The 26,557-nt window shown below is 38.8% G+C and carries 21 protein-coding genes; 4 read left to right on the forward strand and 17 right to left on the reverse strand.

Going from position 1 to position 26,557, the window contains the following annotated elements; translation table 11 throughout:
* Window positions 1-151: 151 nt before the first annotated feature.
* The 5 genes from LZF95_RS25020 to LZF95_RS25040 all read right to left on the reverse strand — a co-directional run bounded on the left by LZF95_RS25020 (window position 152) and on the right by LZF95_RS25040 (window position 5,330).
* Complete coding sequence (locus tag LZF95_RS25020; protein ID WP_233758152.1) at window positions 152-1,132, reverse strand: hypothetical protein; 981 nt, start codon at window positions 1,130-1,132, stop codon at window positions 152-154.
* A 232-nt stretch (window positions 1,133-1,364) separates the two neighbouring features.
* On the reverse strand, window positions 1,365-3,386 hold the full coding sequence (locus LZF95_RS25025; RefSeq protein WP_233758154.1) for an AAA family ATPase: 2,022 nt from the start codon (window positions 3,384-3,386) through the stop codon (window positions 1,365-1,367).
* Window positions 3,387-3,525: 139 nt separating this feature from the next.
* Window positions 3,526-3,717, reverse strand: a complete 192-nt coding sequence (locus LZF95_RS25030; protein WP_233758156.1) for a hypothetical protein — start codon at window positions 3,715-3,717, stop codon at window positions 3,526-3,528.
* Between the two features lie 144 nt (window positions 3,718-3,861).
* Window positions 3,862-4,143: a hypothetical protein gene (locus LZF95_RS25035; protein ID WP_233758158.1), complete on the reverse strand. Its 282-nt coding sequence runs from the start codon at window positions 4,141-4,143 to the stop codon at window positions 3,862-3,864.
* 509 nt (window positions 4,144-4,652) lie between these two features.
* Window positions 4,653-5,330, reverse strand: a complete 678-nt coding sequence (locus LZF95_RS25040) for a hypothetical protein (RefSeq protein ID WP_233758159.1) — start codon at window positions 5,328-5,330, stop codon at window positions 4,653-4,655.
* 370 nt (window positions 5,331-5,700) lie between these two features.
* On the opposite strand from LZF95_RS25040, the gene LZF95_RS25045 reads away from it, so the two are divergent.
* Window positions 5,701-6,738 (forward strand): AAA family ATPase, encoded by a 1,038-nt coding sequence (locus tag LZF95_RS25045; protein ID WP_233758161.1) that lies wholly within the window; start codon window positions 5,701-5,703, stop codon window positions 6,736-6,738.
* Here LZF95_RS25045 and LZF95_RS25050 read toward each other — a convergent pair.
* Together LZF95_RS25050 and LZF95_RS25055 are read right to left on the reverse strand one after the other, a co-directional pair.
* On the reverse strand, window positions 6,735-9,197 hold the full coding sequence (locus tag LZF95_RS25050) for a S8 family peptidase (RefSeq protein ID WP_233758163.1): 2,463 nt from the start codon (window positions 9,195-9,197) through the stop codon (window positions 6,735-6,737). The two genes, LZF95_RS25045 and LZF95_RS25050, sit on opposite strands and share 4 nt — an antisense overlap.
* Window positions 9,198-9,304: 107 nt before the next feature.
* Window positions 9,305-9,901 (reverse strand): master DNA invertase Mpi family serine-type recombinase, encoded by a 597-nt coding sequence (locus tag LZF95_RS25055; protein WP_233758165.1) that lies wholly within the window; start codon window positions 9,899-9,901, stop codon window positions 9,305-9,307.
* 119 nt (window positions 9,902-10,020) lie between these two features.
* On the opposite strand from LZF95_RS25055, the gene LZF95_RS25060 reads away from it, so the two are divergent.
* Window positions 10,021-10,872 carry a BREX-1 system adenine-specific DNA-methyltransferase PglX gene (locus LZF95_RS25060; protein WP_233758167.1) on the forward strand — a complete coding sequence of 284 codons (852 nt, stop codon included), beginning with the start codon at window positions 10,021-10,023 and terminating at the stop codon, window positions 10,870-10,872.
* 28 nt (window positions 10,873-10,900) lie between these two features.
* On the opposite strand, the gene LZF95_RS25065 is transcribed toward LZF95_RS25060, so the two are convergent.
* From LZF95_RS25065 to LZF95_RS25080, 4 genes are all read right to left on the reverse strand, one after another.
* Window positions 10,901-14,716, reverse strand: a complete 3,816-nt coding sequence (locus LZF95_RS25065) for an Eco57I restriction-modification methylase domain-containing protein (protein WP_233758169.1) — start codon at window positions 14,714-14,716, stop codon at window positions 10,901-10,903.
* A gap of 865 nt (window positions 14,717-15,581) precedes the next feature.
* Window positions 15,582-16,466 carry a restriction endonuclease gene (locus LZF95_RS25070; RefSeq protein ID WP_233758171.1) on the reverse strand — a complete coding sequence of 295 codons (885 nt, stop codon included), beginning with the start codon at window positions 16,464-16,466 and terminating at the stop codon, window positions 15,582-15,584.
* Between the two features lie 66 nt (window positions 16,467-16,532).
* Entirely contained in the window at window positions 16,533-17,120 is a 588-nt protein-coding gene (locus LZF95_RS25075) for a hypothetical protein (protein WP_233758173.1), read from the reverse strand.
* A 190-nt stretch (window positions 17,121-17,310) separates the two neighbouring features.
* The gene (locus LZF95_RS25080) at window positions 17,311-18,051 is read right to left on the reverse strand and encodes an HNH endonuclease (protein WP_233758175.1); all 741 of its coding nucleotides are present in this window, start codon (window positions 18,049-18,051) and stop codon (window positions 17,311-17,313) included.
* Window positions 18,052-18,569: 518 nt separating this feature from the next.
* Between LZF95_RS25080 and LZF95_RS25085 the strand changes: the two genes are divergently transcribed.
* Window positions 18,570-18,884 carry a hypothetical protein gene (locus tag LZF95_RS25085; protein WP_233758176.1) on the forward strand — a complete coding sequence of 105 codons (315 nt, stop codon included), beginning with the start codon at window positions 18,570-18,572 and terminating at the stop codon, window positions 18,882-18,884.
* A gap of 314 nt (window positions 18,885-19,198) precedes the next feature.
* Here the strand turns inward: LZF95_RS25085 and LZF95_RS25090 are convergent, their stop codons facing one another.
* From LZF95_RS25090 to LZF95_RS25115, 6 genes are all read right to left on the reverse strand, one after another.
* Window positions 19,199-20,365 (reverse strand): hypothetical protein, encoded by a 1,167-nt coding sequence (locus tag LZF95_RS25090; RefSeq protein ID WP_233758177.1) that lies wholly within the window; start codon window positions 20,363-20,365, stop codon window positions 19,199-19,201.
* A gap of 2 nt (window positions 20,366-20,367) precedes the next feature.
* Window positions 20,368-20,766: a hypothetical protein gene (locus LZF95_RS25095; protein WP_233758178.1), complete on the reverse strand. Its 399-nt coding sequence runs from the start codon at window positions 20,764-20,766 to the stop codon at window positions 20,368-20,370.
* 295 nt (window positions 20,767-21,061) lie between these two features.
* The gene (locus tag LZF95_RS25100; protein WP_233758179.1) at window positions 21,062-21,991 is read right to left on the reverse strand and encodes an SLATT domain-containing protein; all 930 of its coding nucleotides are present in this window, start codon (window positions 21,989-21,991) and stop codon (window positions 21,062-21,064) included.
* A 1,289-nt stretch (window positions 21,992-23,280) separates the two neighbouring features.
* Window positions 23,281-23,652 (reverse strand): hypothetical protein, encoded by a 372-nt coding sequence (locus LZF95_RS25105; protein ID WP_233758180.1) that lies wholly within the window; start codon window positions 23,650-23,652, stop codon window positions 23,281-23,283.
* Window positions 23,653-23,788: 136 nt separating this feature from the next.
* The gene (locus LZF95_RS25110; protein ID WP_233758181.1) at window positions 23,789-24,109 is read right to left on the reverse strand and encodes a hypothetical protein; all 321 of its coding nucleotides are present in this window, start codon (window positions 24,107-24,109) and stop codon (window positions 23,789-23,791) included.
* Window positions 24,110-24,904: 795 nt separating this feature from the next.
* A complete protein-coding gene (locus tag LZF95_RS25115; protein ID WP_233758182.1) occupies window positions 24,905-25,726 on the reverse strand; it encodes a KilA-N domain-containing protein in 822 nt (273 codons plus the stop codon).
* A 463-nt stretch (window positions 25,727-26,189) separates the two neighbouring features.
* Between LZF95_RS25115 and LZF95_RS25120 the strand changes: the two genes are divergently transcribed.
* Window positions 26,190-26,366, forward strand: coding sequence for a hypothetical protein (locus LZF95_RS25120; RefSeq protein ID WP_233758183.1), 177 nt, complete (start codon window positions 26,190-26,192; stop codon window positions 26,364-26,366).
* The last annotated feature ends 191 nt before the right edge of the window (window positions 26,367-26,557 follow it).

The following is a 26,557-nucleotide window of genomic DNA, read 5'->3' on the forward strand; positions in this document are numbered from 1 at the left end:
CCAGCAGCTGGCCATTAAATTTGAGGGGAGGCTCAAGCTGGACATCAATACAGAAAATTAATTAATTAGTTCCATTCCCTTGGGGTACCCCAAGGGAAGGGAAGGACAGAGTTTAGCTAACACTCCCTTATCATAGTATTTATCTAAAATTTTAGCCATTGTATTTTTCTAAATAATTACCAAATTCTTTAGACACTTTTTCAAACAGTTCTTTAGTGTTAAGATTTCCAGCCGTTTTAAATGAACATTCTGCTTCAATTTCAACTTTTCCTTTTAATAAATTAAAAACATCTTCTGTACCATCTTTTCTCTCAAATTCAAGCATAAAATCATCAATATCATCTGCAATTTTATTATCTTTTTGAATTGCTGATAGCACTTTTTTTACGAAAACCAAAGCTTTATTATTTCTTTTCCCGTGTAACTCTTTTGACTTCTTCCCTCTATCTCTAAAAAAAGCGTCTATTCTTAAAGACCTAGGTTGTATTGTATTAGCCAACATATTCATACTCCCTATAAATGCTCCTTGAACTTCAGCTGTGAGATAATTCAATCTATTTGGCCTTGCTTTTATCTCAAATTTTAACACATCACTTATAGAATCTAAAACATCATTTATAGGCATTTTCATGTGTATCATTGCCCTACAAGATTTTGATATACGAAGCATTTTATGTGATGAAATTTGTCTAAAATAATATTCTATATCATTAATTCTAGGTCCATTAGAATTAAATTCACAACACACAACTGGAACCTTTCCATTAACATCAATATAAAAGTTAGTTATTTCAGCTATATCATGAGAATCTAATTTATCAAACTCAGCAATTGAATAATTAGTTTTATTAACAAGAGTAGGTATTTTCCCAGCTCTTATAAGAGCGATTCTACATTTATATTTCTTCTCGAAATGACTATATGCAGCTGATGCAACAAATAAATTCCTAGGCAGTTCATCTTTCCTTCCTTCGTGTCTATCTAAAACAATTGCTTGACCATTTTGAGTTCTTTCATCATTAATTCTTTGAATGCAATCCACTAATATTGATTTCGATGATTTAGTATTCCCATTATATGGAGTAAAGACTAAGTCAAATAAGTGAAATTTTATAACTGTTTTATCTATCATATATAATTTTATTCGCATTTTTATAATGCTGTAAATGCATTCAATCCACTCCTTCTTTTTTAGGAAAAAACTATAAATAGCTCCATAAATCTCAGTCTGAGAGTAGTCATTCGTTACTAGCTATTTGATGGGATTTGTAATCCCGACCTAATATCATTAACTAATTCCCCTATTCATTTCCTAAGTATCTTTTTGTTATGAAGGCCCTTGGTTCTATTAGCCTAACAAGCAATTATTTCAACGCTTTATTAATTTTATCAATTAAATTTTTCCAGCTTTCTTTTTCAACAGCAGATAATTTTGAAGAATCATTAGTTTTACACCATCTTAGAAATGCCTTAGCTAATTTGTATTTTGAAAAATTTGGAACTTCTTTAGTGAAGATATCGATAATTGGTCTTGTTGGCTGAGAATCGGCTAATGCTTTGCAGTCTTTTGAATATTCTGCCTTAACAATAGTTATTAATGTTTCTCGCAACAAATCTTCAATTTCAGCCTTTGCAATTCCTGGACAAAAATCTTTAGTACGAAGTATATTTTTGTTTCCTAGGGAATAAACCAAATTTTCTTGCTCTGCTGCTTGGTCACCAGCAGCATCGGAATCAAGTAATGCCGCAATTTTCAATTTTTGAGCGTGCAAAATAGTTGCGTAATAAACAACTTTACCTGCTGAATTAGCAAAGACTAAAGCAATTTTATTATCAAGGTTTACCACTTTATCTTCTCTTAACAATGTTGAAGTAGCTTCTATATACCAATAATCGGTTAGGCCTTCGAGGATAAGGTTTCTAGATTGTGAAAATAGACTTTGAGCTAAATCGTAACCTAAAGCTTCTTGCAACGGCAATAATCCTGCTGGATCACTTGATGAAATTGTTGTATGTATTTTTGTACCATCTTTTCTGTCCCTTAATTCCACCACTCTAACAATATCCAACTCGTCTGGACCAACAAGGAAAGGTGAATGAGTAGTGTAAATAGTCTGATTTTCCTTAGCAAGTCTCGAAATCGTTTCTCGAAAGTCTCTCTGTTTCAATCCGTGAAGGCTCATACCAGGTTCGTCTAATAAAAGAATAGCATTTTTATGTTTGTCCATTGCTTCTGCAAAAAATACAACAAAAAACGAAACTAACCATTGGAAACCTTCTGAACGTTGGTCAAGCTCAATTTCTACCCCAAGTTCATCTTCAACTATAACTTTTAAGTATTGACCATCCGCCGAGATCCTTAATCTTTCAGCTTCGGGTCTTTCAGGATTTGGATTCCATATACCTCTAATTTCAGTTGTAAGCTTAATACTAGCGGCATTTAATTGATAAGTTCTATTATCTAGTGTGTCTCTATATTCTTTGAGAGCTTCGGCATCATTAGAATTAGGACTTTCAGTATTTCCAATTTCAGAAAGCTCTTTTGCTGTAAATCCAAGAAGTTTTAGTAAACATAAATTTCCGTAATCGTAATATTCGTCTTCTAGAAGGTTTTTTTCTACTCTTTCTGCCAAGTGTGCCAGATGCACTGATGGCTTTACTTTAAAGTAATTATTGAATAACACAAAGACAGGTGTTCTATTTCCTAAAATTTTTAGGACTTCATCATGCTTTTGGTTTTTCCTAATCAGCTCAGTAAGTTTTGAATGCCTTTCTTCTTCCTTTTCATTATCCTCATCTACAAGTGGATATTTTTCATTCAAAAATTCAATAATCGATTTTGAATTATCAGCCGAAAAAGTACTCCAATCATATAATGAAGAAGAAATTTTAGCAAATTCTTCACTTGGTTTTTCAGTCGTACCCCCCTTTTCACTCTCAGCTAAAAACTGCTTATCAAGGTGAGCCAATAAACGTTGAAAATCTTTCTTAACATCTCCATATTTCACTTTAATTGGTGCATTTTCTATATAATGAATCCCTTTGTCATTAAGCATTCTATAGAGTACATATGTGCAATTATGAAATTCAGAAGGTACAACAGTCTTGTCCTCATCATCTAATTTAAAATACCCTCTAACGACCTCAATATCTTCTATTTTTACTTTCTTTGATGTAATATCATTGTAAAGAGACCTCGGGTAATCTCGTATTACATCAAAGCCCTCCACACCTGAAGGTCTATTTAATTGTTGTAAGGCTTTTAATACAACTGTTTTTCCAGCTTCATTTGGCCCAACCATTATTGTTTTCAACTCCTCTATTTCAAACTCACCAGTATCTTTGATACTTCTATAATTCTGTATTCTAGCTTTAATTAATTTCATAAAACAGTTTTTGTAGATTTTGAAGGAGATTATGAGATAGGCATTATTGGGGAAATACTTGGTGCAAAATTGTCCCCCTCGGCGTAGTCAAATCGCTCTTGTCGACTGGGTGGGATTTGTAGTCCTCCTTATTCATCATCTATTTAATTTTACTTTCTATTGAAACTAATCTGTTCCTAACATCAATCTCATAACCTTCTAGCAACCTTTGATTGTCTATCGAAATATTAACATCTTGCCTAATTACTTTCAATTCGTTTAAAATCCTGTCTAGTTTATTATCCAAAATTATTTGGTTATCAATAATTTGTTTATATTCTTTATCAGTCATAATACTATATATTTTATTTTAAATGGGTACATCCCTCCCTCGGCTTAGTCAATGCCTCGTGTAGACTGGGTGGGATTTGTAATATCATCATGATATCCAAGTCAATTTGTAATTACCTGTGGCTAATTCAATAATCTACAAGATCTAATTCTTAATATGCCTCACAATCAGATCTTGAATTGAAGGTTTTATATATTCAATAAATTCACTTTTTTCGAGCTCATTACTAAACTCAACATTGTGCCTTTCAAGAATTTTATTCAAATTTTCAAGAATCAATCCGGAAAACCCTTTCACAGTCTTCAGTTTTTTCTGCCACATTTCTAGCTTCTCAATTACACCTTCTACTCTATTAAAAGATTCTGACTGTAAAATCACTTTTCCCATTTCCGAAATTAATTCTTCTTTGATTTTATCCTTGTCCATATTTATTTAATTATACCTGTTGGGGTAATAAGTAGTTGATCATTCAACCTATCCAACGCCCTCTTCAAATTTTACAGGGCACTGATTTGACACTATCCTCAAGATATCAGAATCAACAGGTGTTTGATTGGTTTCCGGATTTAAGCCCGAATGGGTGATAAAAGTTGGCTGTTCTACCTACCTCACCCCAGCCCTCTCCTGAAGAGAGGGCGATCGATCCTTCTCCAAATGGGCGTGAAGGGATAAGAAGTAGGTTGGTCGTTTTCAAAAACTAAAATCTATCAGCAAGAAAAGGAATTTCGATTTAAAAAGCAACGCTGCAGGCTGGCTACTCACTAAAACAGTCCACCGGACTGTTTCTTGACGCTCGTCCCTCCTGTACAGGGTATATTTGGGGGAAATGAGGGAAAATGTGAAGGAAATGTGGTGTTTTTTGGTCTGCCTACAAAACTACCCATCATTTTCAAATGACTTACCTAACTAGTATGAAGATTTGCTTCCTATTTATTCTATTTCTGATCTAATCCAGTTAATATTTCATCAATGTCATCGTATTCTTTATCACACTGAGCACAACGTCTCAAATAGCCCTTCTCCGATGTGAAGAAACTCCGGTCTTTAGGCTCCGAATGAATTATGTTTTTGGCATATCCAATAGAAGTAATCCAGTTGACAAATTCATTAAAATGATGTCCATTGGATTGAGATTTATGCCCCTGACTTTGCTTAATTATTCCAGACAGGTGTCTGGGAATGTCTATCGGATTATCCCCGAAATAATAGAAATGAGAAGAAAGAAGGGCATATTGACCACCTAGATCCCGTTGCCTGTTGCTTTCATCATGAACGCCTTTTCTTATTTGAGGAACTGGTTCAGAAAAATCATAGATAGCATCTCCTGCCAATCTTCTATAATCCTCTGACTGGTGGTCTGGAAGCTTTTCAGGTAGCTTTGCTTTACAGTACTCATCGTATTCGGCTAATGTCAGCTTCTCGGTTACTTCCATTGCATAGACTAGTTTAGCAGAAAAGCCATGCTTGGCAGATCCGGTTGCAACTATCCAATCTCCTACTTTGGCAACCCGTCGAATTACGGGCTTGCAAATAGTTAATGTACAAAGACCCCAAAATGGATTCGGTGCACTACCATTGTCATAGGGAATACAGTAAGAAAAAAGTGTGGGCATTGGGGGATGGGTTAACATACTCAATACCTTAATATAGGAAATATCTACGCACAGAAACCATAGACAAGACAAAATTTCCACCAAAGGTTTTTACTGAAGCCATTATTAAACTTAAGTTTAGGACAATCCATCAAACAGTCATATTCCATCGAGCGTGACTTGGTGCAGATCTAATGGGAGGTAAAAGGAAAGTCACTGAAACTAGCTTGATCCCGGGTGCAACAGATTGTGTAAAAAAACTAACAGCTTCTGTTATTATTTACTGTTTTCTGTTTGCTTTTAATTTGCAGGCTGCAAATCTTTATCAAATAATTACGTAATTTGTAAGTAAAACATTGCAGATTTTACGTGATTATCACGTGTTCCTCCCTTGACACAGTTCGACTACATCAAAGAAATTGCCCGGTTTGGGCTGGAAAATGACCAGGAGAAGCTGAAGGATTCTCTTCAGGATCTGATCGAACATGCCCGAAAAAGCAAGAAAACCAATCTGGCCATACAGCTGCAGTCCATTCTGAAAGATGCCATACGTCAGCATTCCCCTGCCGGAGGATCGAAGGTCAGTTCCGGGATCCGTTTGGAGACTCCCGGACAAAAAGCTGTGGATGACTTGATATTGGATCAGGTGACTTCGGACTATAGACTAACGGATCTGATCAGCAATGCCCAGGTAAAAGAATCTCTGGATCATTTTATCCTGGAACACCGCAAAAAATCTCTCCTTCAGGCATTGGATCTCCCGGTGGCTCATAAGATTCTTTTCTATGGTCCGTCCGGCTGTGGAAAAACTCTGGCCTCGTATGTCATAGCAGGAGAATTGGAGAAAATTCTGTTGGTGGTCAATCTAGGAGCCATCGTATCTTCCAAACTTGGGGAAACCAGTAAAAATCTGGCAAAGATCTTCAAAAAAGCAGCAGCAGGTGACTGCATCCTTTTTTTGGATGAGTTTGATTCTCTGGGCAAAGTACGGGACTATAGCCAAGACCATGGAGAAATGAAGCGGGTGGTCAATACTATCCTGCAGCTATTTGACTATCTCCCACAGTCCACCATTGTAATCGCTGCCACCAATCAGGTAGGCATGCTGGATGATGCACTGGTGAGAAGGTTTGATACACAGGTGGGTTTTGAAATTCCCGGTGAAGAAGAGATAGAGGAACTTATCCAGTTGACGCTGAAACGGGGAGTATTTACCCTTGGCAGTAAAGCAGGTGTGAAGAAGCTGATCCAGAAGGCCAAAGGTTTATCGTATTACAGTATCCAAAAAACGCTGATCTCTGCCATGAAACGCAGTCTCTATAAACTAGAGACTGATCTGGTTCCTGCCAAAGTGACGATAGACAAGGCTATCTGGGAAAAGCTGATTGAAGCCGAAAAGGTTGCTTTGCTAAGCACAGGAAAGGCTTAAATCCCTCCCTCCACCGAAGATCCTGCTTCCAGATCTGCGATTGCCTGTAATTCGTTCAATGCCTCGATGTCATTGTAAAGCGATCCCGAAAGTTTGGACTTCTTTGTTCTGGGGATTTCCCGTAATCCTATCACTAGAGAAAAAGGATGGTTTGATTCCCTCAAATGTCTAAAGTTAGCTTCGGGGATAGTTGACTTTCCATAACACCGCATTGCAATGGCCACAGAAGGGTTACCCACATCGAAGTGATGACTGGAAATATTGAAGCATATTTTCTGAACATTGGAAAACACCCTGTCCTCCACCCCAAAATGGTCTTCTGCCCAAGACACTCCCGATCTTAATTGAAAATTATCTAAATCCTGCTGAGACATTACGGCTATATCCATTGGTTTGAATATTCCAAAGGAGATATGTAGCGGCAGGTAGGCTAAATGATTATTGGGTATGGGAAGGAATTTGTATACCAGCGTAGCAGTTAACTCAATTTTATTACTGGTGGACAATACCCAATTTGGAAATCTCAGATCGAAAGAATAAAAACCGTCAAAGTTGATGGAATCTTCTATCACAAAAGTGATTGCGTTCTCATTACTTTCGATGAGCCGATCAGGATTTGGTCTGCCGTGTCCTGTCAGTTTACGGAACAACTTTTTAGTATCTGCTGAATTAAAGTCCTGAGGGTTTTTTCCAGCGGGTGATTCAGCCGAATTTATCAGGAGAGCTTTTATGGAAGTCATTTTAAGGGCTGGATATTCCTTTACCAACTGGGCCACCATAGAGGTGATAAGTGGAGCGGCCAAGCTGGTTCCGGCCAATCTAGCAAAGAAGGGAGATGGGCCTTGTGGACTGGAGAGGACTTCCATTCCAGCTTCTAAGCTCAAATAATCCCCACCTTCAAATACCAGATCCGGCTTATTTAGGTGTTTATTATTCTGGGTGCCTTTCAGCTTTACATTATTGATTAGGGCGGATGTATCCCAGTGTGATTTTCTGGAATAGAAAGCCGGATATTCTTTTGCGGGTGTGATTCCATCCGATATTTCTGTTTCAAAATTACCCGCCAGTGCACCAACTGAAAGGTTATTCATAGACTCTGAAGGTTCCTGAAGATTGGTAAGGTCACAGGAATGCCCTTCAATCTCCGGAGTAGTCTGGTAAAAAAATGAGGGGTAATGAGCGTTTAAATCCAGTGTTCCTTCACTGACAAAGTATTCAAAATCTTCAATCAGGTAATTCCCGACTGAATTGATGATCAAAATATCCAATTCATAGGCCAGTTTATCCAATTCAAATGCAAACTTACCGATAGCTCCATTGTAAGGTTTTGAGCCTGGAAGATTTAAGGAAATATTGAAGATTCTGATATCATAACTAAGATACAACTCTCTAATGTCCTGAATTAAGGCTACTACATTGAGGTCATCATTTTGTTCATGAATTACCTTGAGCACAGCTAACCTAGCCTTAGCCGGAATTTCCTCAAGTGAAAAATCATAAAAATCAGTTCCGAATGCTATTAGACCAGCTACTGCTGTACCATGACCGACTTCATCCCAACGGGGAGTTGTACCGGTATGGTCAATGGCAATATCCGTCATAAGCTCTGTGAGCGGTTCCACCTGTGCTTGAATCCCCGTATCTACCACGCATACTATAGGCAAGTCCTCTTCAACAGAAACATTAAATCCGTAACTGCGGATAGGAGTAGCTACTGTTCCAGGTTTTATCACCGGAACCCGGGCAGAGGTGATCAGTCTGATAATATCAAAGTTCTCTACCAAGATCTTATCCAAGCTTGAAAAGCCATTTTTAAGAAAAAGGAGATTCGTAGCTTCCCGTGTGCTGGATACTTCCACACCCTCAGATTTCAGATAATTTCTTAAGTAATTCAGCTGCTCTTTTCCTTCAGTGTATTCCAAAATATCGCAAATAGTCAAAACATAACCTTCCTGCCCTGAAAGCACACCTTTTCTATGCGTATTGTCCAGAAGAAAGAAATCGCTAATCAGAGCCATTCTGGAAAAAGACTGCTTACGGTGATCCTCCCCCTTCTTGAGGCTGCTAATTGTAATGATATCCGTGAAGAAATTTTCAAACAGCTTCTTACTTCCTATACTGAATAGAACATTTTTGTTAAAGTGGGATAGCTCTATGGGATACAAGTCGTAGGTTCTGAAAAAGTGGTTTTGCAGTTCTTTATCAAACGTGACATGAAAATCAATCTCAATAAGATCTATATGCGCGGGAATTGGGAGTGTCTTTTTTCTTACTCTTTCAGACACAGCTGAATTATAAGCATCTAATCTCGCTGCAAGGAATCGTTTTTTCTCTTCCGATATTGGAGGAGCCAGCTCTGGTTTTTCTTCTTCTTTTTTAGAGTCACGGCCTCTAGTTTTCTTAAATCCATTTGTTTTCGCAGGATTTTTGGTATAAAGCAGATGTGGATATTCAGGCATAGTGTTAAAAATTAAAAATCAAGGATAGAATATAACTAATTGATTTATAAATCCTACTATATGCAGTTGGTTTAGACCCAGCGCTTTATTACGCCGGGTCATTAGACTTAGTCCATTTTCTCCTTTACAAAACTCGCTACCGTCATGCGGTTTACGCCCATAAGTCTGGCTATGGCGCTGTAGGAAACCTTCTTGTCTAGGTAGCGCCTGATTTTCTCTTCTTTCCCGGTAAGTTTCAGGGATTTGGACTTGCTCCCTTTGGGACGGCCCAGTATCTGGCCTTCTGCCTTTCTACGGGCCAGTGCTTCTTTGGTACGCTGGGAGATCAGGTTGCGCTCAATCTCTGCCGACAAGCCAAATGCAAATGCAAGCACCTTTGAGTTGATGTTGTTGCCGAGTTCATATTTCTCTTTGACTGTATAGACCATGATGTCCGTTTCCATGCAATCGTGTAGAATCTTCATTATCTGCATTAGGTTTCTTCCCATCCTAGAAAGCTCCGACACGATTAATGTATCCCCCTTTTTCATTTTTTTGAGCAACTTGCCGAATTTCCTTACTTCCATCTTTTTGGTGGATGAAATGGTTTCTTCCATCCATTCATCGATTTCCAGCCCTTTTGTTTTTGCGAAATTCAGAATCTCAAAAGACTGATTTTCTGTTGTTTGCTTATCCGTACTTACACGGATGTACCCATAAATCATAGTGATCAGTTTAATAGTAAATAATAAGTAATCAGAAAGCGGGCAATAAGGGATTTAAGTCCTATAATCCTAGGTATTTTTGATAAGAGATATGGAGCGTTTTTATCGGGCAGAATAGTGTGCCTCAGTCTGCCTTCTCTTCTACTTCGGGCTGGGTCATACTTTCAGAGATCGAAGCTAGGATAAAAGCAAAAATCGAAAAGGCTGGCACACCTCTTAAGGATTGGGATGTGCAGATCAACTATGGTATCAAAACAGGCTTTAACGAAGCTTTCATCATTGATCAAAAGAAGAGGGATGAATTAGTAGAGAAATGCCCTAAAGCTGCTGAAATTATACGTCCGATTCTTTTAGGCAGAAACATTAAAAGATATCAGTTTGAATGGACTGGTCAATGGATTATAAATTCTCATAATGGAATCAGGGCAGAAGGAATTGATGCTATTGATGTACCAAAAGACTACCCAACAATTTATGAGTATCTAAAGCAGTTTCAGAAGAGCCTAGAATTAAGGTTAGACAAAGGCAAGCATTGGACAAATTTGCGTAATTGTTCCTATCTAAGTGAATTCGATCATCCAAAGATAGCTTGGGGTAATTTATCAATAAGGTCCCAGTTTAGTTTTGTACCTGAAGGATATATAATAAATGCTCCTTCACCATTTTTTACTTCTAGCGATCTTTTTATTATAGGTATTTTAAATTCGAGTATAGGGAATTATTACATTAAACAATTAGGTGTCTCTAGAAATGGAGGGTATACGGAGTTCAAGCCAATGTTCGTTGAAAAAATGCCGATACCTAATCTACAAAAGAAGGATCAAACTAAAATTTATAATTTGGTAAAAGAAATTATTGCATTGCATAAAGAGGGCAAAACATCTGACAATGAAGAGCGTCAAATAGATGAACTCTTATTCGATTCTTTAAACTTTTCAAGTGATGAGAGAGCCTTGATATCCTCTATCTAGAGGATACTATGAAAGTTGACAGCTGAAATCAGTATGTGTCTAAAATTTCTATCTCGTCAGGAGTTAGTTCGAAAAGATTATAAATTTCACGGTCAATAGTTTTCTCTAATTCATCAGTATCTATACCCGCTTTTTTTAATTCTTGTATTTCTAAAACTAAAGCCGATATTTTATCCTCAAATTCTGAATTGACTATCTGAGGAATATGAATTTGATCAATATATAATTTGATCCATCTCCTAGTACCAGCTCCTGAAGTAGCGGCTATTTTTGAAAAATACCATTCAGACAATTTAGAGTTGAGAAATGAAAGAAGAAATGGTAGTCTTTTGCCAGACAGGAAAAAGATTGTATTATTTAAATAAAACCCATCTGTATCAAGATAAAAATTTGGCTTATCTGTCAACTCTATCCAAACAATTTTATCTTTTGCGAGATCATCTAGATATGCACAATTTCGAAGATTTGTCCAGTGATCACCTTTATCCAATCTAATTTCTAACGAATCTTTGTATTCATTTAAATGCTCGTAAATATCTGGAAAATCGGCCTGAACGTCAATCCTACCAATATTTGAGGATTTTATTCCATTGTGCGTGTTTATCAACCAATAGGATGCATAAGTTGCATTATATCTTTTTATATCCCTGCCTCTTAAAATCGGACGTATAATTTCAGCATTTTTAGCTGAAGCCTGCACCAGCCGATCACGCGTTTGCTGATCAATAATGAAGGCCTCATTGTAGCCAGTGAGGATTCCTCTGTATATGGATACATCCCAATCCTTCAATGGAGTACCTGCTGCTTCTATCTTTTGTTTTATCCGCTCTTCTATTGGGGAGAGGATCACCCATCCAGCACCTTCAGAAAATGATTTTTGAATGGATGAGTTTTGCCCGATAAAAACGCTCATTTTTTCCAAGCTCCCGATAGATTTATTGATCAGGCAGGTTTGTACTGAACCCGAAAAAACTTCCTTCTGTGCTACCAATATATTCGTGTCCACAGTAGCAGAGGCAAAGACCTGATACCCACCAAAATCAATCAGCTGCAGCGGGTTGGTTTTCTCCAAAAAGAACTTCCTCAGACTCTGCCCGTAACTTGCCCGCATCCACTTGTTGGAGGTAATAAAACCCAGATAATAACCGGGCTTCAGAATATTCATGCCCAGTTCATAAAAAAGCGAATAGATATCCCCCGTGCGTACGTAGGTCTCGAAACCCATCTTTTGAAGCACATCGGCATCCTCTCCCATCTTTTGCAGCTGGATATAAGGTGGATTACCAATCACGACCTCAAAGCCTTCGAAATCTCCTTTTGAGTCCAAAACCTCTGGAAATTCAATCCTCCATTCAAAGGCATTCTTATAGATTGCATTGCTTTCTATTTCGTTGATTTCCGCTTCGATCTTAGCAATTTTGGCTTCCCATTTTTTGGACTCTGACTTTACGTCTTTTTGGCTTTTTTTCTGACCGAATAAATCAAAGTTATTCTGAAGTAAGGACAGCTGCCCGCGGAACTCCGCCAATCGCTTACGTTTTGGGTCTCTACGGCTAACCGACTCTCTGAACTGCTCCTTGATTTTTCTGATAAACTGCTTTAAGTCTTCCTTCGCTTCTTTATTCGGGGTGTTCTTATAGCTTTCCACTGCATCTTGGTAGATGGCCACACTGAAATTCTGCTTTCTGAACACCTCAGACAGATCTTCATTAAGTGGGTATTTAGACAAAAGTGAATTGCCGGATTTAATGTTGATGTCGATATTAGGCAGGGTTTCCAGTTCAAGGATTTTGCTCTGCTCTCCATCGCCTGCCACTTTATAATAGGCATTCTTCAGCAGCTCAATCCATAGTCTTAGCCGGCATATTTTGGAAGAATTAGGGTTTATATCCACTCCAAACAAACATCCTTCTATAATCCTCCGCTTCTCATTAAAAATAGTCTCCTGGATTCTCTGTGATTCCGGATCAATCTTCCAATTTCCCGATGAATCCTTTTTCACCTGATAGTCAAAGAAATCCTGCGTATTTCTTCGGAGAAGAATAAGCTCGTCATTGGCTATCGTAACCTGAATATCTGTAATTACCCTACCCGAGCTATCTGCCAAAATCCCCAATTCAGCTTTGATCAGAATCAACTCATTCAGACTGGAAACCAAGAAGTGGCCTGACCCCACCGCAGGATCAATTATTTTAATACTATCCAGTAACCTATTGTATTCGAGAATATCTGTGGTCTTTCTTTTATTCCCTATGTAATTATTCAGATCATCCAGATTATCAATATCCCAGGAAAAGGCATCCTTGAATTTTTTAAGCACTGCCCTGCGGATTGTCTCCTTGCACATATACATGGTGATGGCACCCGGTGTGTAGATAGCCCCATCCCTATAGCCATTGATCTTTTCGAAAACAAGCCCAAGAACTGCCGCATTGATAATGGATTTATTCTCCTCCTGAACGTCTTCTTTACCTACCGAAGAAAAATCATAGGCATCCAAGAATAAAAAAAGATACTCCAGAGGATTCAGCTCCTCTTCAAAATTCTTGACTCTCTTTTTTAAGATTGACGACTTAAAAGTCTTCATTTTAAGATTGTCATCCAGCGCATTGATGCGGAGAGTTCCCTTTTCCAGTTCTGATATCTCGAAAAGAGAACTGTTCAAATACGGTATGTGCGAGAACTTACCCTGAACAAATTCGGAGCGATCTATCGCCTGCAATGCAAGCACCTGAAAGAACAATTTATACAGTTCATCGAAGTTGGGAATGGTACGGAAATTTAAGAACCTAAATTCTTTGTTTTCCTGATGGTACCTCAACAACTGAGCTTCCAAAAGCTTTAGGAACAAGATTCTATTTATCCAGGTAAGACACAGCGATAGCGCAATGTTGAAAATTCTTTCCTCATTATTCTTACCATACTGTTCGATAGAAGATACAGATCTCCATGTTCCTTCGAGCTGAAGTAGATTAATGGTGTTTTCCAGCAAAGAACCTCTTTCCCTATTTTCCAGTGGGGGTCTTCTGATTATTTTTTTGGATTGCTCCTTAGTCTCTTCCAGCCCAACGATATGAAGCAGCTCGGCAAAAAAACCTTTGTCCAAGGTATTGCTATCACTGACAAATGGCAGTTTCAAGAAATGGACTGGCGTGAAGAACTTATATAGCGGAATAAGTTTTTTGTCATTCCGATCTCCTTCTGCCTCAATAATCTTCAGGTAATCCCTTAAGTCAAAATGCGTAAAAGCAATTTCCTTGTCCAATTCCTGTAAAAAAGGCTTGGCAATCTCATTGTAGAACAGATCTGTCTTAGAGCTGATCGATTGCCCGGCATCCCATTCTTTATAAGCCTTTTGCAATCTTGTGTTTGTGGTGAATATTTTCTCAAACAGCGCTGCATCAAACACAAACCATTCGTAGATGTTTGTAATGATCAAATTTGTCAGGGAGTAATTTTTATTATTTACCCGTTCTCTCAGGAAATAAAGAATGAGCTCATGCATGGCCCGGGTATTAAGGTTTTCCCGCGTCACCATTTCTGCTTTGTTTGTAGGTTTCTTCACTTCGAACAGCACTCCCACAGGTGAACTTGAAGTCTTATCGAGATGGATTACAAAATCAGCCTTTCCTTTGGTAGCCACCAGATAATCAGGATGATAAAATGTATTCTTCAAAAAATCCATGAGGAATATCTTAACATGCTCCTCAGATTCCTTTTCATTGATTTGAGCAATCAGTTGCTTTAAATTAGTCTTAAATCGGTCCAGGTCCTGGCGTAATGGCATGATCAAACGGTAGGCTTGATCAAGGCTGCTTTTGATGTCAAGGATGGAAAATGTCATTCTGGCAATGGATATTTAAAAATTATGATAGGCGTTAGAATTCCTAAGATAAAAGTTTGGCTGATAAAATCCCCCTATTTTATTAAGCAGGATGGGATTAATGGTAGATTATAAAACGGTTATCAACTGGATATACGATTTGATTTGTATGTTGATAGATTCCTCAATGAAAGAAGCTAGTTGTCCAATATGGAATCTCAAACGACAGATGATTACCTTAGATATAGACACCAGAGACACACCTAAATCCCTTAGACAAGCCCGATTTCAAGAGACAAAGAAATCTCATGGACATGGAAGGTACTAGACAGTTACATAAGAATCCCTGTACACATACCCTTTGAAGTGCGACTTCCATTAACTCGGTTACATTACAGTTACATAAGACCTATATTCTGATCCAAGATCATCGGATTAAACATAAGACATATCAAGACCATAAATCGTTTGTCCTAGTCTAGCTTATCTATGGATTTTAGCGAAGGCTCTGTAGTGAGTCAAGAGCATGATGCTAAAGTCAGAATCATAAGGTGTTTGATGGTTTCCGGATTTAACCCCGGGTGGGTGATAAAAGTTGGCTGTACTACCTACCTCCTCCCATCCTTCCCGATATCGCTTTGCTTCCCGAATCACTTCGCTCTCGGGATTAAAACATCAGGACTGGCTCTCACTTAAAACAGCCCGCCGCCGCGAGCATTTTCTTAACAGTCGTCCCTAGTTTTTTTTGGGGAAATGACAGAAAGTTATCTACATTTCAAGATGAATTGCTGCTAAGCGGCTCCAAAATAATACCTGAAAATCAATGATGGTTTTAGCTTACGGGATAAAGAATTCCGCAGCTTCTAAAATTTTCCAGTATGTTCTCTTATACCTTTTCGAACCAATCAGTCTCTATAGATACCTCTTCTATTAGTGTGGTTTTTACTCCGAGGTTGAATTCTTTGAGCTTATCGCAAAGCTGGTCCCCGTCTATGAGATCAATGGGAGGAGCACCGTCTCTTGTAGCTTCTTTGATTGCTTCCCGCGTAAAGTTGCCAGTGGTAATAAACAATCCTTTATCAGCCCTTCCCTGCATGGCACCACGGAAATCCCGGATGTCACCTGATCCTACCGAGCCTTTGTACCGTTTGCTCTGAAAAAAGACATGGAAACTTAAAAAACCATTAATCCTTACAATTCCTTTACCGTCAATGCCACCATCACCGGATTTGCCGGTCACTTCTACCTGTACAAAACCACTTTCCCTCAGCAGCCTCTGGCAGAGACGCTCAAATGCGGATGGCTCAATTTTTAGGAGAGCATACATCAGTTCCTCTTTCCAATCCATCAGATCCTCTATTTCATCTTCTACTTCCTCGTTTCGGAGCTTTGGATTTATGGGTTTACGCTCTTTGGATATTGCCTTTCTGGTGTTCTCTCTTACCAATTTTACAATTTCATCAGGATTGATTTCATTTGGATCCAAATCGTTATCAGACAACGTCCAAATTCCCCTGGAGGAATTTTCCAGAATCCCTGCTTTCTTCAAATATGTCCTAGTCCAGGCCAGGCGGTATTCGGTTTCAGAACGAGAGTCATTTTCAGAGTGGGGAATTTCAAGGACGTCATCTGTCAAATTCAGTAGGGCATATACTTTTTCGTTTAACTCCTCAATTGTGCCTGATCCCCCTAGCTCTTTTAATCCCTGCAAAAGCGGGATCATAAATTGGTCGTATGAGGGTAAATTGTCCTGTTTCTTTTTTCTAGCCATTCTGCTATTGGTTAGTTATATGGTAATATAATCTTTGTAAACAGATGATCCGGTCAAAATCTCCTTTTATGGCGTTCGTCTATCCAGATAGATCCTGTCTTTCTCCCAATTGAATCGTTTAATAGAATCAGCCCTGTTGCTTTTAAGTTCTGCCATTTCACTGTCAGTGAGTTGGATAGCTCTTACGGGTACTTTAAGTAAGTTTTCACTTCTAGCATCATGGTACATTGGCTCGGCTTTAGGGATGAAAACAACTACTGAGTCCTTGCTAGCAGCATAGAAGAGCTCGAATGTGGAATCTCCTTGACAGAAATACGCATCTTCAATTTTAAATTCGGAATTAAAATATGGAATCCCAGAAATATAAACTCTTCGTCTTTTGTAATCAGATCCAACTTTGAAGCCTGTTAAATGAATTGTCTTTCCTTCTAAAACAATACTGGTACGGTTATTTTCAATCCTATCGGAAAAATATTTGGGTTCAGGTTCTGTATAAATCAATACACTCCTCATAAAAACCCATCCACAATAGAGGAGGCTGGGTATGGTTATTAAAATAGAGAGAATGCTTAAAGTTCTATTTGATTTTTTTATTGCCCGAGTTATTGCAATCACCAAAGCTATTGCTGTCAGCAAGGCGACACCTATCATCATGGGAAAGAAAAAAAAGAAGTTATAGGCCATCATCGGACCAGCATCATAATCAGTCGGTGGGTTTAGAAAAATTATGAAAATCAGGACTATGGAAAAAGTCCCAAGTATCAGGCTTAAGTATTTGGATAGTAGTTTGATCATTATTCTGTATCCTATGGCATAGAGTCTAATCGGGTTCCGCAGTAAGATTTCAAATCATTCTCCTCAAATCCCCCACACTCAGCGTATCCATGCCCCGATGCAGCATTCGATGGCAGTTGGAACAGACCAGGGCCAAATCGTCCAGCCGGGTTTCCTGGATTCCGTCGTACTGATAGAGCGGAGTCTGGTGATGGCACTCGATAAAGCCCTTGCCCAGGTCACCGTATTTGACCTGGAAGTTGAAGTCGCAGGACTCGCAGTCCAGTGCTCCATATTTTTTTAGGTGTTGGGTTTTCTTCGCCAGTACTAGCTTAGTGTCTCTTTCTTTGTATTTGTGTAGTTTGTAAAGCACTTTACCTTCCCGGAACTCCAATAATGCCTCTTCAGGTTCTTCGTTGATCTCATAGAGTTTCATCCGAAGTTGGGGATTGGCGACTGTTGCTCTAATGGTATTGGCAATCCGGGCAAGTTCATTCTTCTTCCCATTAAACTCATCAAATACCAGTTTATCCAGCTTGCTGAAAGACTGCATCCCTTTGCCATGGTACTCAGGATCTATAGCCAGAAAGTTGCTCAGCTTCAGCCCTACTCCATTAGGATTCCGGAATTTCTCCATATCTGGACGGATATCAAAAATCGGCAATCTATTGATCACTTCGGAAAGCTCGATTACAGCCGGGTTTCTTCCATGGATCTGGCCAGGCTCCAGCTTAAAGTATAGATCCAGGGCAAGGATGATTTCATCCCTGTGCCACTTTGGGTTTCGCTGTGCCTGTGTTTTTTCTTCCATTTGGTGTAGCCAAACTAATGAATTCTGGGGTATTCCCAAGGGGTATAGGTTCTGGGATGAGTGTAGGGGCAGAAAATTTGCTGCCTCCGCACCCTTTTAACACTTTTTGATAGCTATAAGGTGTTTTTTTCTTGTTCTTTTGCCTTGACGCAATGGGGATCGAGCGTTAATAAAATGTCCAGTGGACATTTTTAGCGAGAGGCCAGGTTGCGGGAAGGAAAAGTCAAGACGCCAGCAAACTTCCACAGCGCCATCCAGCCGCACCCTCGTGCTGCGTCATTCCTGCCCGCCCTAAAAACGAGCTTATGTATTATTTGATTAGCTCTGATAGAGAGTGGTATTCACCTACTGTAGGTACAATAAGACCAAGACGGATACTTTTACGGAGGGAAAGTTTATGAGGGTTGAGGAGAGGATTTGGGAAATGAGGTTGGGAAAAGTATGAACTCTATACGGATTAGCCTGACAGCCTCTGACAGTGATTACATAAATATTGAGGTTCTGGTTTTCTTTACAGCATGAAGAATCTTAGAATGAACTACCGCTACCGGGACGCCCATAACTACAAGGAGTTTGGCTCGGTGGTGTTTTCTAATCCTGCGGGAATGACTGTGGAAGAAGCCGCTTCCCTACTCCTTCCGAAGTTGATTTCTGAGGAGTTTTTTGTCCCGGATAAGTGGGGGCTGCCCAGACTGCATGCCTCGCCCTATGATCCGGCTGTGGATCATGAGTGGCATGAATTTGAGGAGTTTGAGGAGACGGATGAGGAGGCTATGGATGGAAGGGAGATTGGGGAGTTCTTGGAGGATGTGGTGAAGGGGGAATCCATTTGATGAATGTTTAAAATTGGGCTAAAGCCCCCGGTGGAACTATGGTTTATCTCAGGAACGAGCTGAAGCCACGTTCTTAGTGATTACCAAGGATTTTTGTTAGCAAATACTTTCCATTTTCTCCCTTATAGAAGCATTTTTCTTCTACCTCTTCCCACTATTCAGGATAAAAAAACAGATGAGTCTCCGCGTCGAAAAGAGAAACCTAGGGTCTAGCCAAACTAATGAATTCTTGGGTATTCACAAGGGTAATCGCTTCAAGAATCGGTTTAGTAGGTGACTAAATCTATTTCTCGTTACTACACAAATACTAGGATTTAGTCGCTGAAAGTCAGTTTCTCGCTGCCAAAGCCCCAGTTGAGCCCAAACAGTGCCATGATTTTTGTTTTGTCTAATCCAAAATCGTTGCCAAAGGCACCACTTAAATAGATATCTTTTGCGATTCGGTAGTTGAGGAATCCAATTACACGTTGTGACAATAAATCGCCTTCCAATTCATAGTTTCGGTGAATAGCTTCGATTCCTAAGCTAATTGGATCTAATTCCAGCGTTAATTTCCCCCCAATATCAAAGCTGTTGGATCTTACAATTCCTCCTTCCTTCAATGCGAAGTTATCCCGCATATAGCGGCTATAGCCAGAAATAGTTAGATAATTTTGTTTTGAGCTTTCACCCTGAGCATTTAAAAGCAAATTTACACTTTGCGTTGTCCAAATAGCAGCCCGTCCTGTTTTCCAGGTTGTATCGGCAATCCCATAAGAGGCATATGCCGCAGCAAGATCCCATTGATATACTGGTTTCTGAGTAATATGATTTTGAATTCGCAGCACCATCTTTTCAACTTCTTCCCTTGTCTTTTCAGAATATCTCGTAATAGCTTGAGCCAATTTTTCTTTATCACCAGATAATTGTGCTGCAATAATGTCTGGATCATCAATACGCTCAGCCATACGTGTTGCTTGAAAATTTCTGATCTCATTAATAATTGTACTGAGTTTTTCATTATATGCCCCTGTATAAACGCGGATTATCGTGGTTCGCAAACCTGCTGAAAATATTTTTTGTGCACTATCCACACTGTCGGGTACAAGATCTTTCTGCAAAAATGCGATAGAAATATTTGTCATCTTTAAAGCTGAAAAAGGGCTGGAACGGTACATTTCTGATTTGGTAACGGGATCTTCAGTTCTCCGTATGCCTATAAATTTATATACATCCCGGTTCTTCGGTAATGCCCACCAGTAGGGCGTGAATTCCGCAGAATAATTCTGGGGCCAGCCACCACTTTGGTCAAAGCTTTGCAAAATACCCAACCCAAATGCTTTAGGTGTAGTAGGTGTTTCAATTAGCGTGGGAGAAACATCTACCAACTTAAATGCACTGGAATGCGGGACAGCCTTGTTTTCGGCTTCTTTCTCTGTTGTTTGTGCGGCTACTTGACTTATGCAAAATACCGCCAAAAAGTATGTGAAAATCTTCTTCATGCTCACCCTAGTTTAATAGTTTTCCACAGTACCACTTCAGTAAAATCTCCCAGGGCATTCACTTTTAAGTCCGCTTCGGAAAATTCTTTGTGCTGCTCTTCCCCATCATCCATCACATACCTTGCTGTGATCTTTTCGAACTCTATCTTGCGTGTTTCTTCATCCGGCCAAAAAAGAAGAATGTCGGTAACAAGTAGGAGTTCGTTTCCCTGAAGATCGGAAGCTTGTCCGATTGGTACCTGAATAATGTCTCCTGTAGCATCTTTTGAAGCACAGCCTGAAATAGCGTCCCGGCTAGTGGATGTAATAAGAAAACCGCGAGTAGTAGCAATGCCATTGCTGGTAATATCTACTGCTAGTCGAACCTGTTGCGTTCCATTACCTGTTTTGTAAGAATCCATAGAATTTAAATTTTGTTAGAAAATTATACATGCACTATAACTCGAAATGAAGCCGCCAGCAATAACTGTTTTAAAGGCAGGTTTGCTTGAGAATCTGTAACTCCCTCACCCAATCTTAAGATATCGGGATATCCTTCGGTACGGTCTCATTTCAGAAGAGAGAGGGCGCATTACTCTGCTATCATTATGCTTACAGATTCGGAAATGAATGGGTTCTGGAGGCACATTCAGAAGAACATTATAAAAGTTGGTTATTTGTTTCCTGCTAAAAGACTCTTGAGATAGTATCACTTATCTATGAAGACATCACTATTGTTTCCTTAGCGGTTTCAGAAGGTTTCACATCAATAATTATTTTTCTCACCACTATAGGATTGGTTGTCGTATTAATATTCAGGATATGAGTTCCAGGTTTTACATCTAACATTGCCCAAGAAAGTCCCAAAAAATCAAACGTTCCTGAATCATCCAAGTTTAATTTTAGGGCTTCTGGCTTATTATCTTTAAAACTAAAGAACACTTGTATAGAGCCGTTTTTCTTTGTTTTCTCTTCAGCATTTTTCTTAGCCAATTCCTCCTTATTACTTTCAGACAAATTAGTTCGTATAACATCTAGTTTCTTTTCAGCCTCATCTCTTTGTGCTTTAATCGTAGCCTCCAAAAGAGAAATGCTAGCATTAAATTCAATTATCCATTTATTTGTTTCTTCAGAAAGTAATTTTAATAATTCGTTATGCAACGCTATTGTTAAATTAAATAGCACAATTAAATCAGCCATTTCCAATGGGGTTGTTTTCAATGCAATATAATTAGCCCATTCTATTTTGTATACACCAACCAAATTCTCCATTGATGTCACCGTTTGGATATATCTCATCCAGCCACTAGACCATCCAAAAATCCTATCTGCTAACGTCAAAAGCCCTGCAATTACTAACATTGCTACACCTAATTGTGTAAACAACAATTTAAGTTTTGCAGGATCCATTACCGCCGCTAGTAAAGGAAATATAGTTCCTACAATTAGAAAAAAAACTGCAATGGATCTGGAAAGTAAGGAGGAAATCTTTTTTTCCTTGATACTTTGCCAATACCAATCACACATTTCCCGTGATTTTAAATTGATCCAGTCATAAATTACTTTTAATGACTCATCAATAGATTTATTTTTCAACTCATCCCATTCTGATGAATTGCTAGTTTTGATATTACTTATGGTGCCCACGATGTATAATAATTAAATGTAAAACAAATACTCCGATAATGAAATTTACTTCTAAAGGAAACATATTCCCAAAAGGTATAATAGCTTAAAAACTATTAGTAATAACTGTTAGTTGTTTTTATAGATTCTAGTTGTTAGGCTATACACAAGTACATTAATCCATTTATATACCAATTGACTCTTTGTCAAAATACTTAACTTCTTCTATTTAAATTTTACTTCATTAATTCCTTTACCAATTTATAATTTGTTTTCTTATACTTTTAATATCAAATCCAAAAAAAAAAAAAATTGGTTCTGTCTGTATTTCCAGAAAGTTGCTATAAAGTTGGCTTCTTGTTTTCTCCTGCTCGGAGTAGTCAAATCGCTCGTATCGACTGGGTGGAATTTGTAATTCCACCTTAATATCCTCACTAATTTGAAATTGACTTTTCCACCTCACCCCAGCCCTCGGGACAAGCTCTGAAGAGAGAAAGTGCTCGTTTTGTGCTATCATCCATGTCAGTTTCAAAAGGTATTTGTTGCATTCCGGATTTAAGCCCGGCAGGATACAATACAAGTCGGCTATAACTATTACTTGTTTCTTTTGGAAATAGACTGGTAGCGATAATTAATGGGATGTTGAAATTTTATGATTACATAAATTTTACAACACACACTCTTCGATCCAATCACCACTTAGAGTTTGGCAGTGAATGCTTTGAATTAGGCTGTTACTAACCAGTATGTGGCGGACTCGTTAGCTCTGCGCTAGATCTACTTTGGATTTGTTTAGATAGGTTTCCGGATTTAAGCCCAGAAGAATGCTTTAAAAGTTGGCTTGTCGTTTTCTACTAAAAGACTTGTGCAAGAAAGTGAATAAAACGATGGAAAAACATACCCTATACAAGGTATATTTCGCTGATAAGCAGGGAATTATTTGCATTTTTTACTAAAATCCGGTGAAAATCAGTACTATCCCGGGCAGGAGAGAAAAATACGGTATTTAGAATGTGCAGGAAGACCAACTACCAAACAGATAAGCTGACGCTCTATGTATGCGTCAGTTTTTAAATCACTAGGTATTTAATGAATGGAATTCAAAAACGGCAGCTTCGCAGATGATAGAAAACGCTAAATGACGATGTTGGGAAAAATGGTGCCGGAATTTAGCTCCGAGAAATTCTGGAGGAAGCACCACTCCACCTCCTTTATATAAAATTATAGGCAAGAGAACCAGGGCAGGATCAGAAAAAAACACCTAACTGGAAAAGAGATAATTTGAAAATGGGGATATCCTTCGGAATAATTTATTTTGATTTCCCAACCTCTCTTTCCAATTGATCCAATGTTTTTTCAGCAAGGTTCATACCTTCAACTAAGTCATTAAGCTCAATCAACCCAAATCTATACAGATTAACTTTTTCATCAAGAATCCTCCATGCAATTACATGCTTTCGATACTTATCATCCGGTTTGACAAATCCAACAAACGCTATACAAACAGCGGCAATAGTTCCACACGTTCTTGACACATCATTATCATCATATGATGCAGCTATTGTAGAGGCAAGGACTCCACCTATACCAAATAAATAATGGCAAATCGTAAAAGCCCAAAATGTTATAAACCAGCCATCAAGTCTTTTCTTCACTGATCTGGGTATTGGTTTCTCTTCCATAATTACAATAATAAATTTGTCTATGCTTATAACTATAATACGTTTAATTCTAGATGGATAAAATAATTAGAAGTCAAATATTCAGGACTAAATCACCAATTCTAATGATGTAAAACACTTGACTACGATCTGTTGCTCAAGAGTTCACTGAATCCTTATCCGGATCCATTTGATCTTGAAGGTTATCAGATCCTACTGGTTTAGAATTCTCTGCCATTTTTGAGATAATTCTTATTATTAATGGGCTTGCGCTTAGAATAGCATTAAACAAATTATTACTTACGACTTTGCTCGCAGATTTTTCTGGTATTTGGTTCATTAAATCAACCACCACTTTATCCAACTTCCTGTCAGCTTGCCTGGCATAGTACCAGCTAAACAGCCATGTTAAAACCCCACCTAAAACAACACCTATAGCAGTAGAAAGAATTGTTTTGTAGTCCATATACTCTTCCATAATTATGTTTAGGTTTTACTATCCCATCTTTAGGTTTTTACTGAGTTTTACCAGTAATCTCATGTTTATCAGTGGCATTTTCTGAAAAACATCACTTTAATCCCTAGTTAATCCAATCTATCCTCTGGGTCCTTTAAAATAATGTTACCGGTCCATATAAATATTCTTTGTTTACTCTTTAAGTAGTTATAGGTAATTGAAAGGATTTATGGCTTGGGTATTTATATGGTTCTGGTTTTAAGGCCGGAAGAACAATGAAAGTTATCTGTCAGTGTTTCCTCACCTTTTCTGTTGCGGCACAAATCCGGTAAATGACAAGTACAATTTATGGCAAATACTAAAGAAAACCCATACCAGGTAAAAGATATATTTCGCTGATAAGCAGGGAATTATTTGCATTTTTTACTAAAATCCGGTGAAATCGGTGTCTTCCCGTCTGGGTGTATTCAAATTATCGTTGGGACAGGGTTGAATTTGTAATTCAACCCTTCTATTCTTGCCAATTTGCAATTGGCATCTCTACCTCCTCCCGTCCTCCTCCTTAAAGAGGAGGTGATCGATCCTGCTCCAGATGGAGATTAAGGGTAAGAAGTAGGTTGGTCGTTCCCGAATCGCTTCGCATCTCGGGATCTTCGATTTCAAAAACTAAAAGGCTGTACGCAAGAAAAGGAAAAAAATGATATGAAAACATACCTTGCATAGGGTATTTTTTTGGGGAAATGGGAGGAAATATGAAGGAAATGAGGTGTTTTCCGGTCGTTTCACATAATTATATCTTTTAGTCCTCCTTTGCTTTCATTTCAGTTTCTTTATAGCGGTAGTATGACTTAAGAGTGACTTGATCTGGGTAATAGCCATTTCGTTTAGTTGGATAAGCCGTTTGCCCTGCTCCATGCCTTGATGCAGCAATAAGGCATTGGTGCTTTCCATGTTGGATAGGACAACCAGTTGCTCAATGGCGGCATAATCACGGATATTCCCTTTGAGGTCAGGATTCTCGTTGCGCCACTGCTTGGCAGTCTTCCCAAAGAGTGCCATATTGAGCACATCAGCTTCACTGGCGTAGATAAAAGATGCCTGTTGTTTGCTGATTGCATCCGGAATCAGGTTTTCTTTAATCGCATCGGTATGGATATGGTAATTTACTTTGGCAAGTGTTCGCTGGAAATCCCAGTCAAGTTTTAGGCGGTCATTTTCATCGTCTTTCAGTCGCTGAAACTCTTTGACCAGATAAATCTGAAACTCGGGACTTAGCCACATCGCAAAGTGAAACGCAATGTCCTTGTGTGCATACGTCCCACCATAGCGACCAGCCTTCACAAGCATACCAACTGCCTTTGTCCTGTCAATCCATTGCCCAACAGACATTATAAACCTGTTTGTTCCTGCTTCCTGTCCAATTACCCCGAATTCGGGGTAATTGAAATCCGGGTTGTTGATTTTCTCCCAAACACCTATGTATTCCAAGGTGTTTTTGTTGGTGATCCATTTCCCTATAAGTCCACTTCCCTCCCGAAATGAAGTGGTCATATCGGTCAAACTGATATAGTCCGTCTCGTTCTGATGAATGACCGAAATTGTTGATGTGTTGACGTTCAGTTTTCTGGTTTTAGCCATTTTTAAATCTGTAGAACAAATCTCACAAAAGACAATATAGTTATTTCATGTCCAATATCATATAAAATGAACCACCTCAATATAGCACTTGCTAAAAATAGTCAGATTAATGTTGGGCTTTGTTTACTCTATTCTTTACCAATAGGCTCCTTAATCCCTATCCCTTTCCTGAATGGCTTCGGTCACGAATTGCACTAGGGTGTTTTTTGGGGAAATGAGAGAAAAATGAGGAGAATTTGAGGTTTTTGGGTATGAAAATAAAATTAAAATCCGGCACAGCTTATCACACATCCTACTTGGTCTCTTCCTTTTAGGCCGGAAACAGCAGATCTTTGTCACCAAGTCAATCCCCTCTAAATAATGTATAACTGGGCAGAAATTTGTAGTGAGCTTAAAGATCTAGAGAAACGGGTCGATGCGAAAATAGATGCGATTATATCTGAGAACGCTAATCCATTTCCCCATGCAAGGATTGATAGCTAGACAAATCGAAACGCTATCCCGGGCGCTGAGACAGTTTATTGAGTTGGAACAGGAAAAGGATGCCACGGTGATCCTGCATATATATGGGGGTGAAGTTGAAGGCAATGAGGTAGATGCGCTTAGCTCACACCCACAGAATCCCGGATCAATTCCATAGGAACTTCACCTTCCCGAAGGCTTTTGGGAAAAGCTTTTATTTTGGCATCTTCGTCCGCATTCCGTATAGTTCCCATGATATAATCTGGTTCGTTTTAAGGACAGAACCAAAAAGAATATATCATGGACACCGAAGTTTCTCCTAAGTTATTCATTGGTATTGATGTGCACAAGCGCCAGTGGAGCGTTTGC

The sequence above is a fragment of the Algoriphagus sp. AGSA1 genome, assembly GCF_021390545.1.
GTDB lineage: Bacteria > Bacteroidota > Bacteroidia > Cytophagales > Cyclobacteriaceae > Algoriphagus.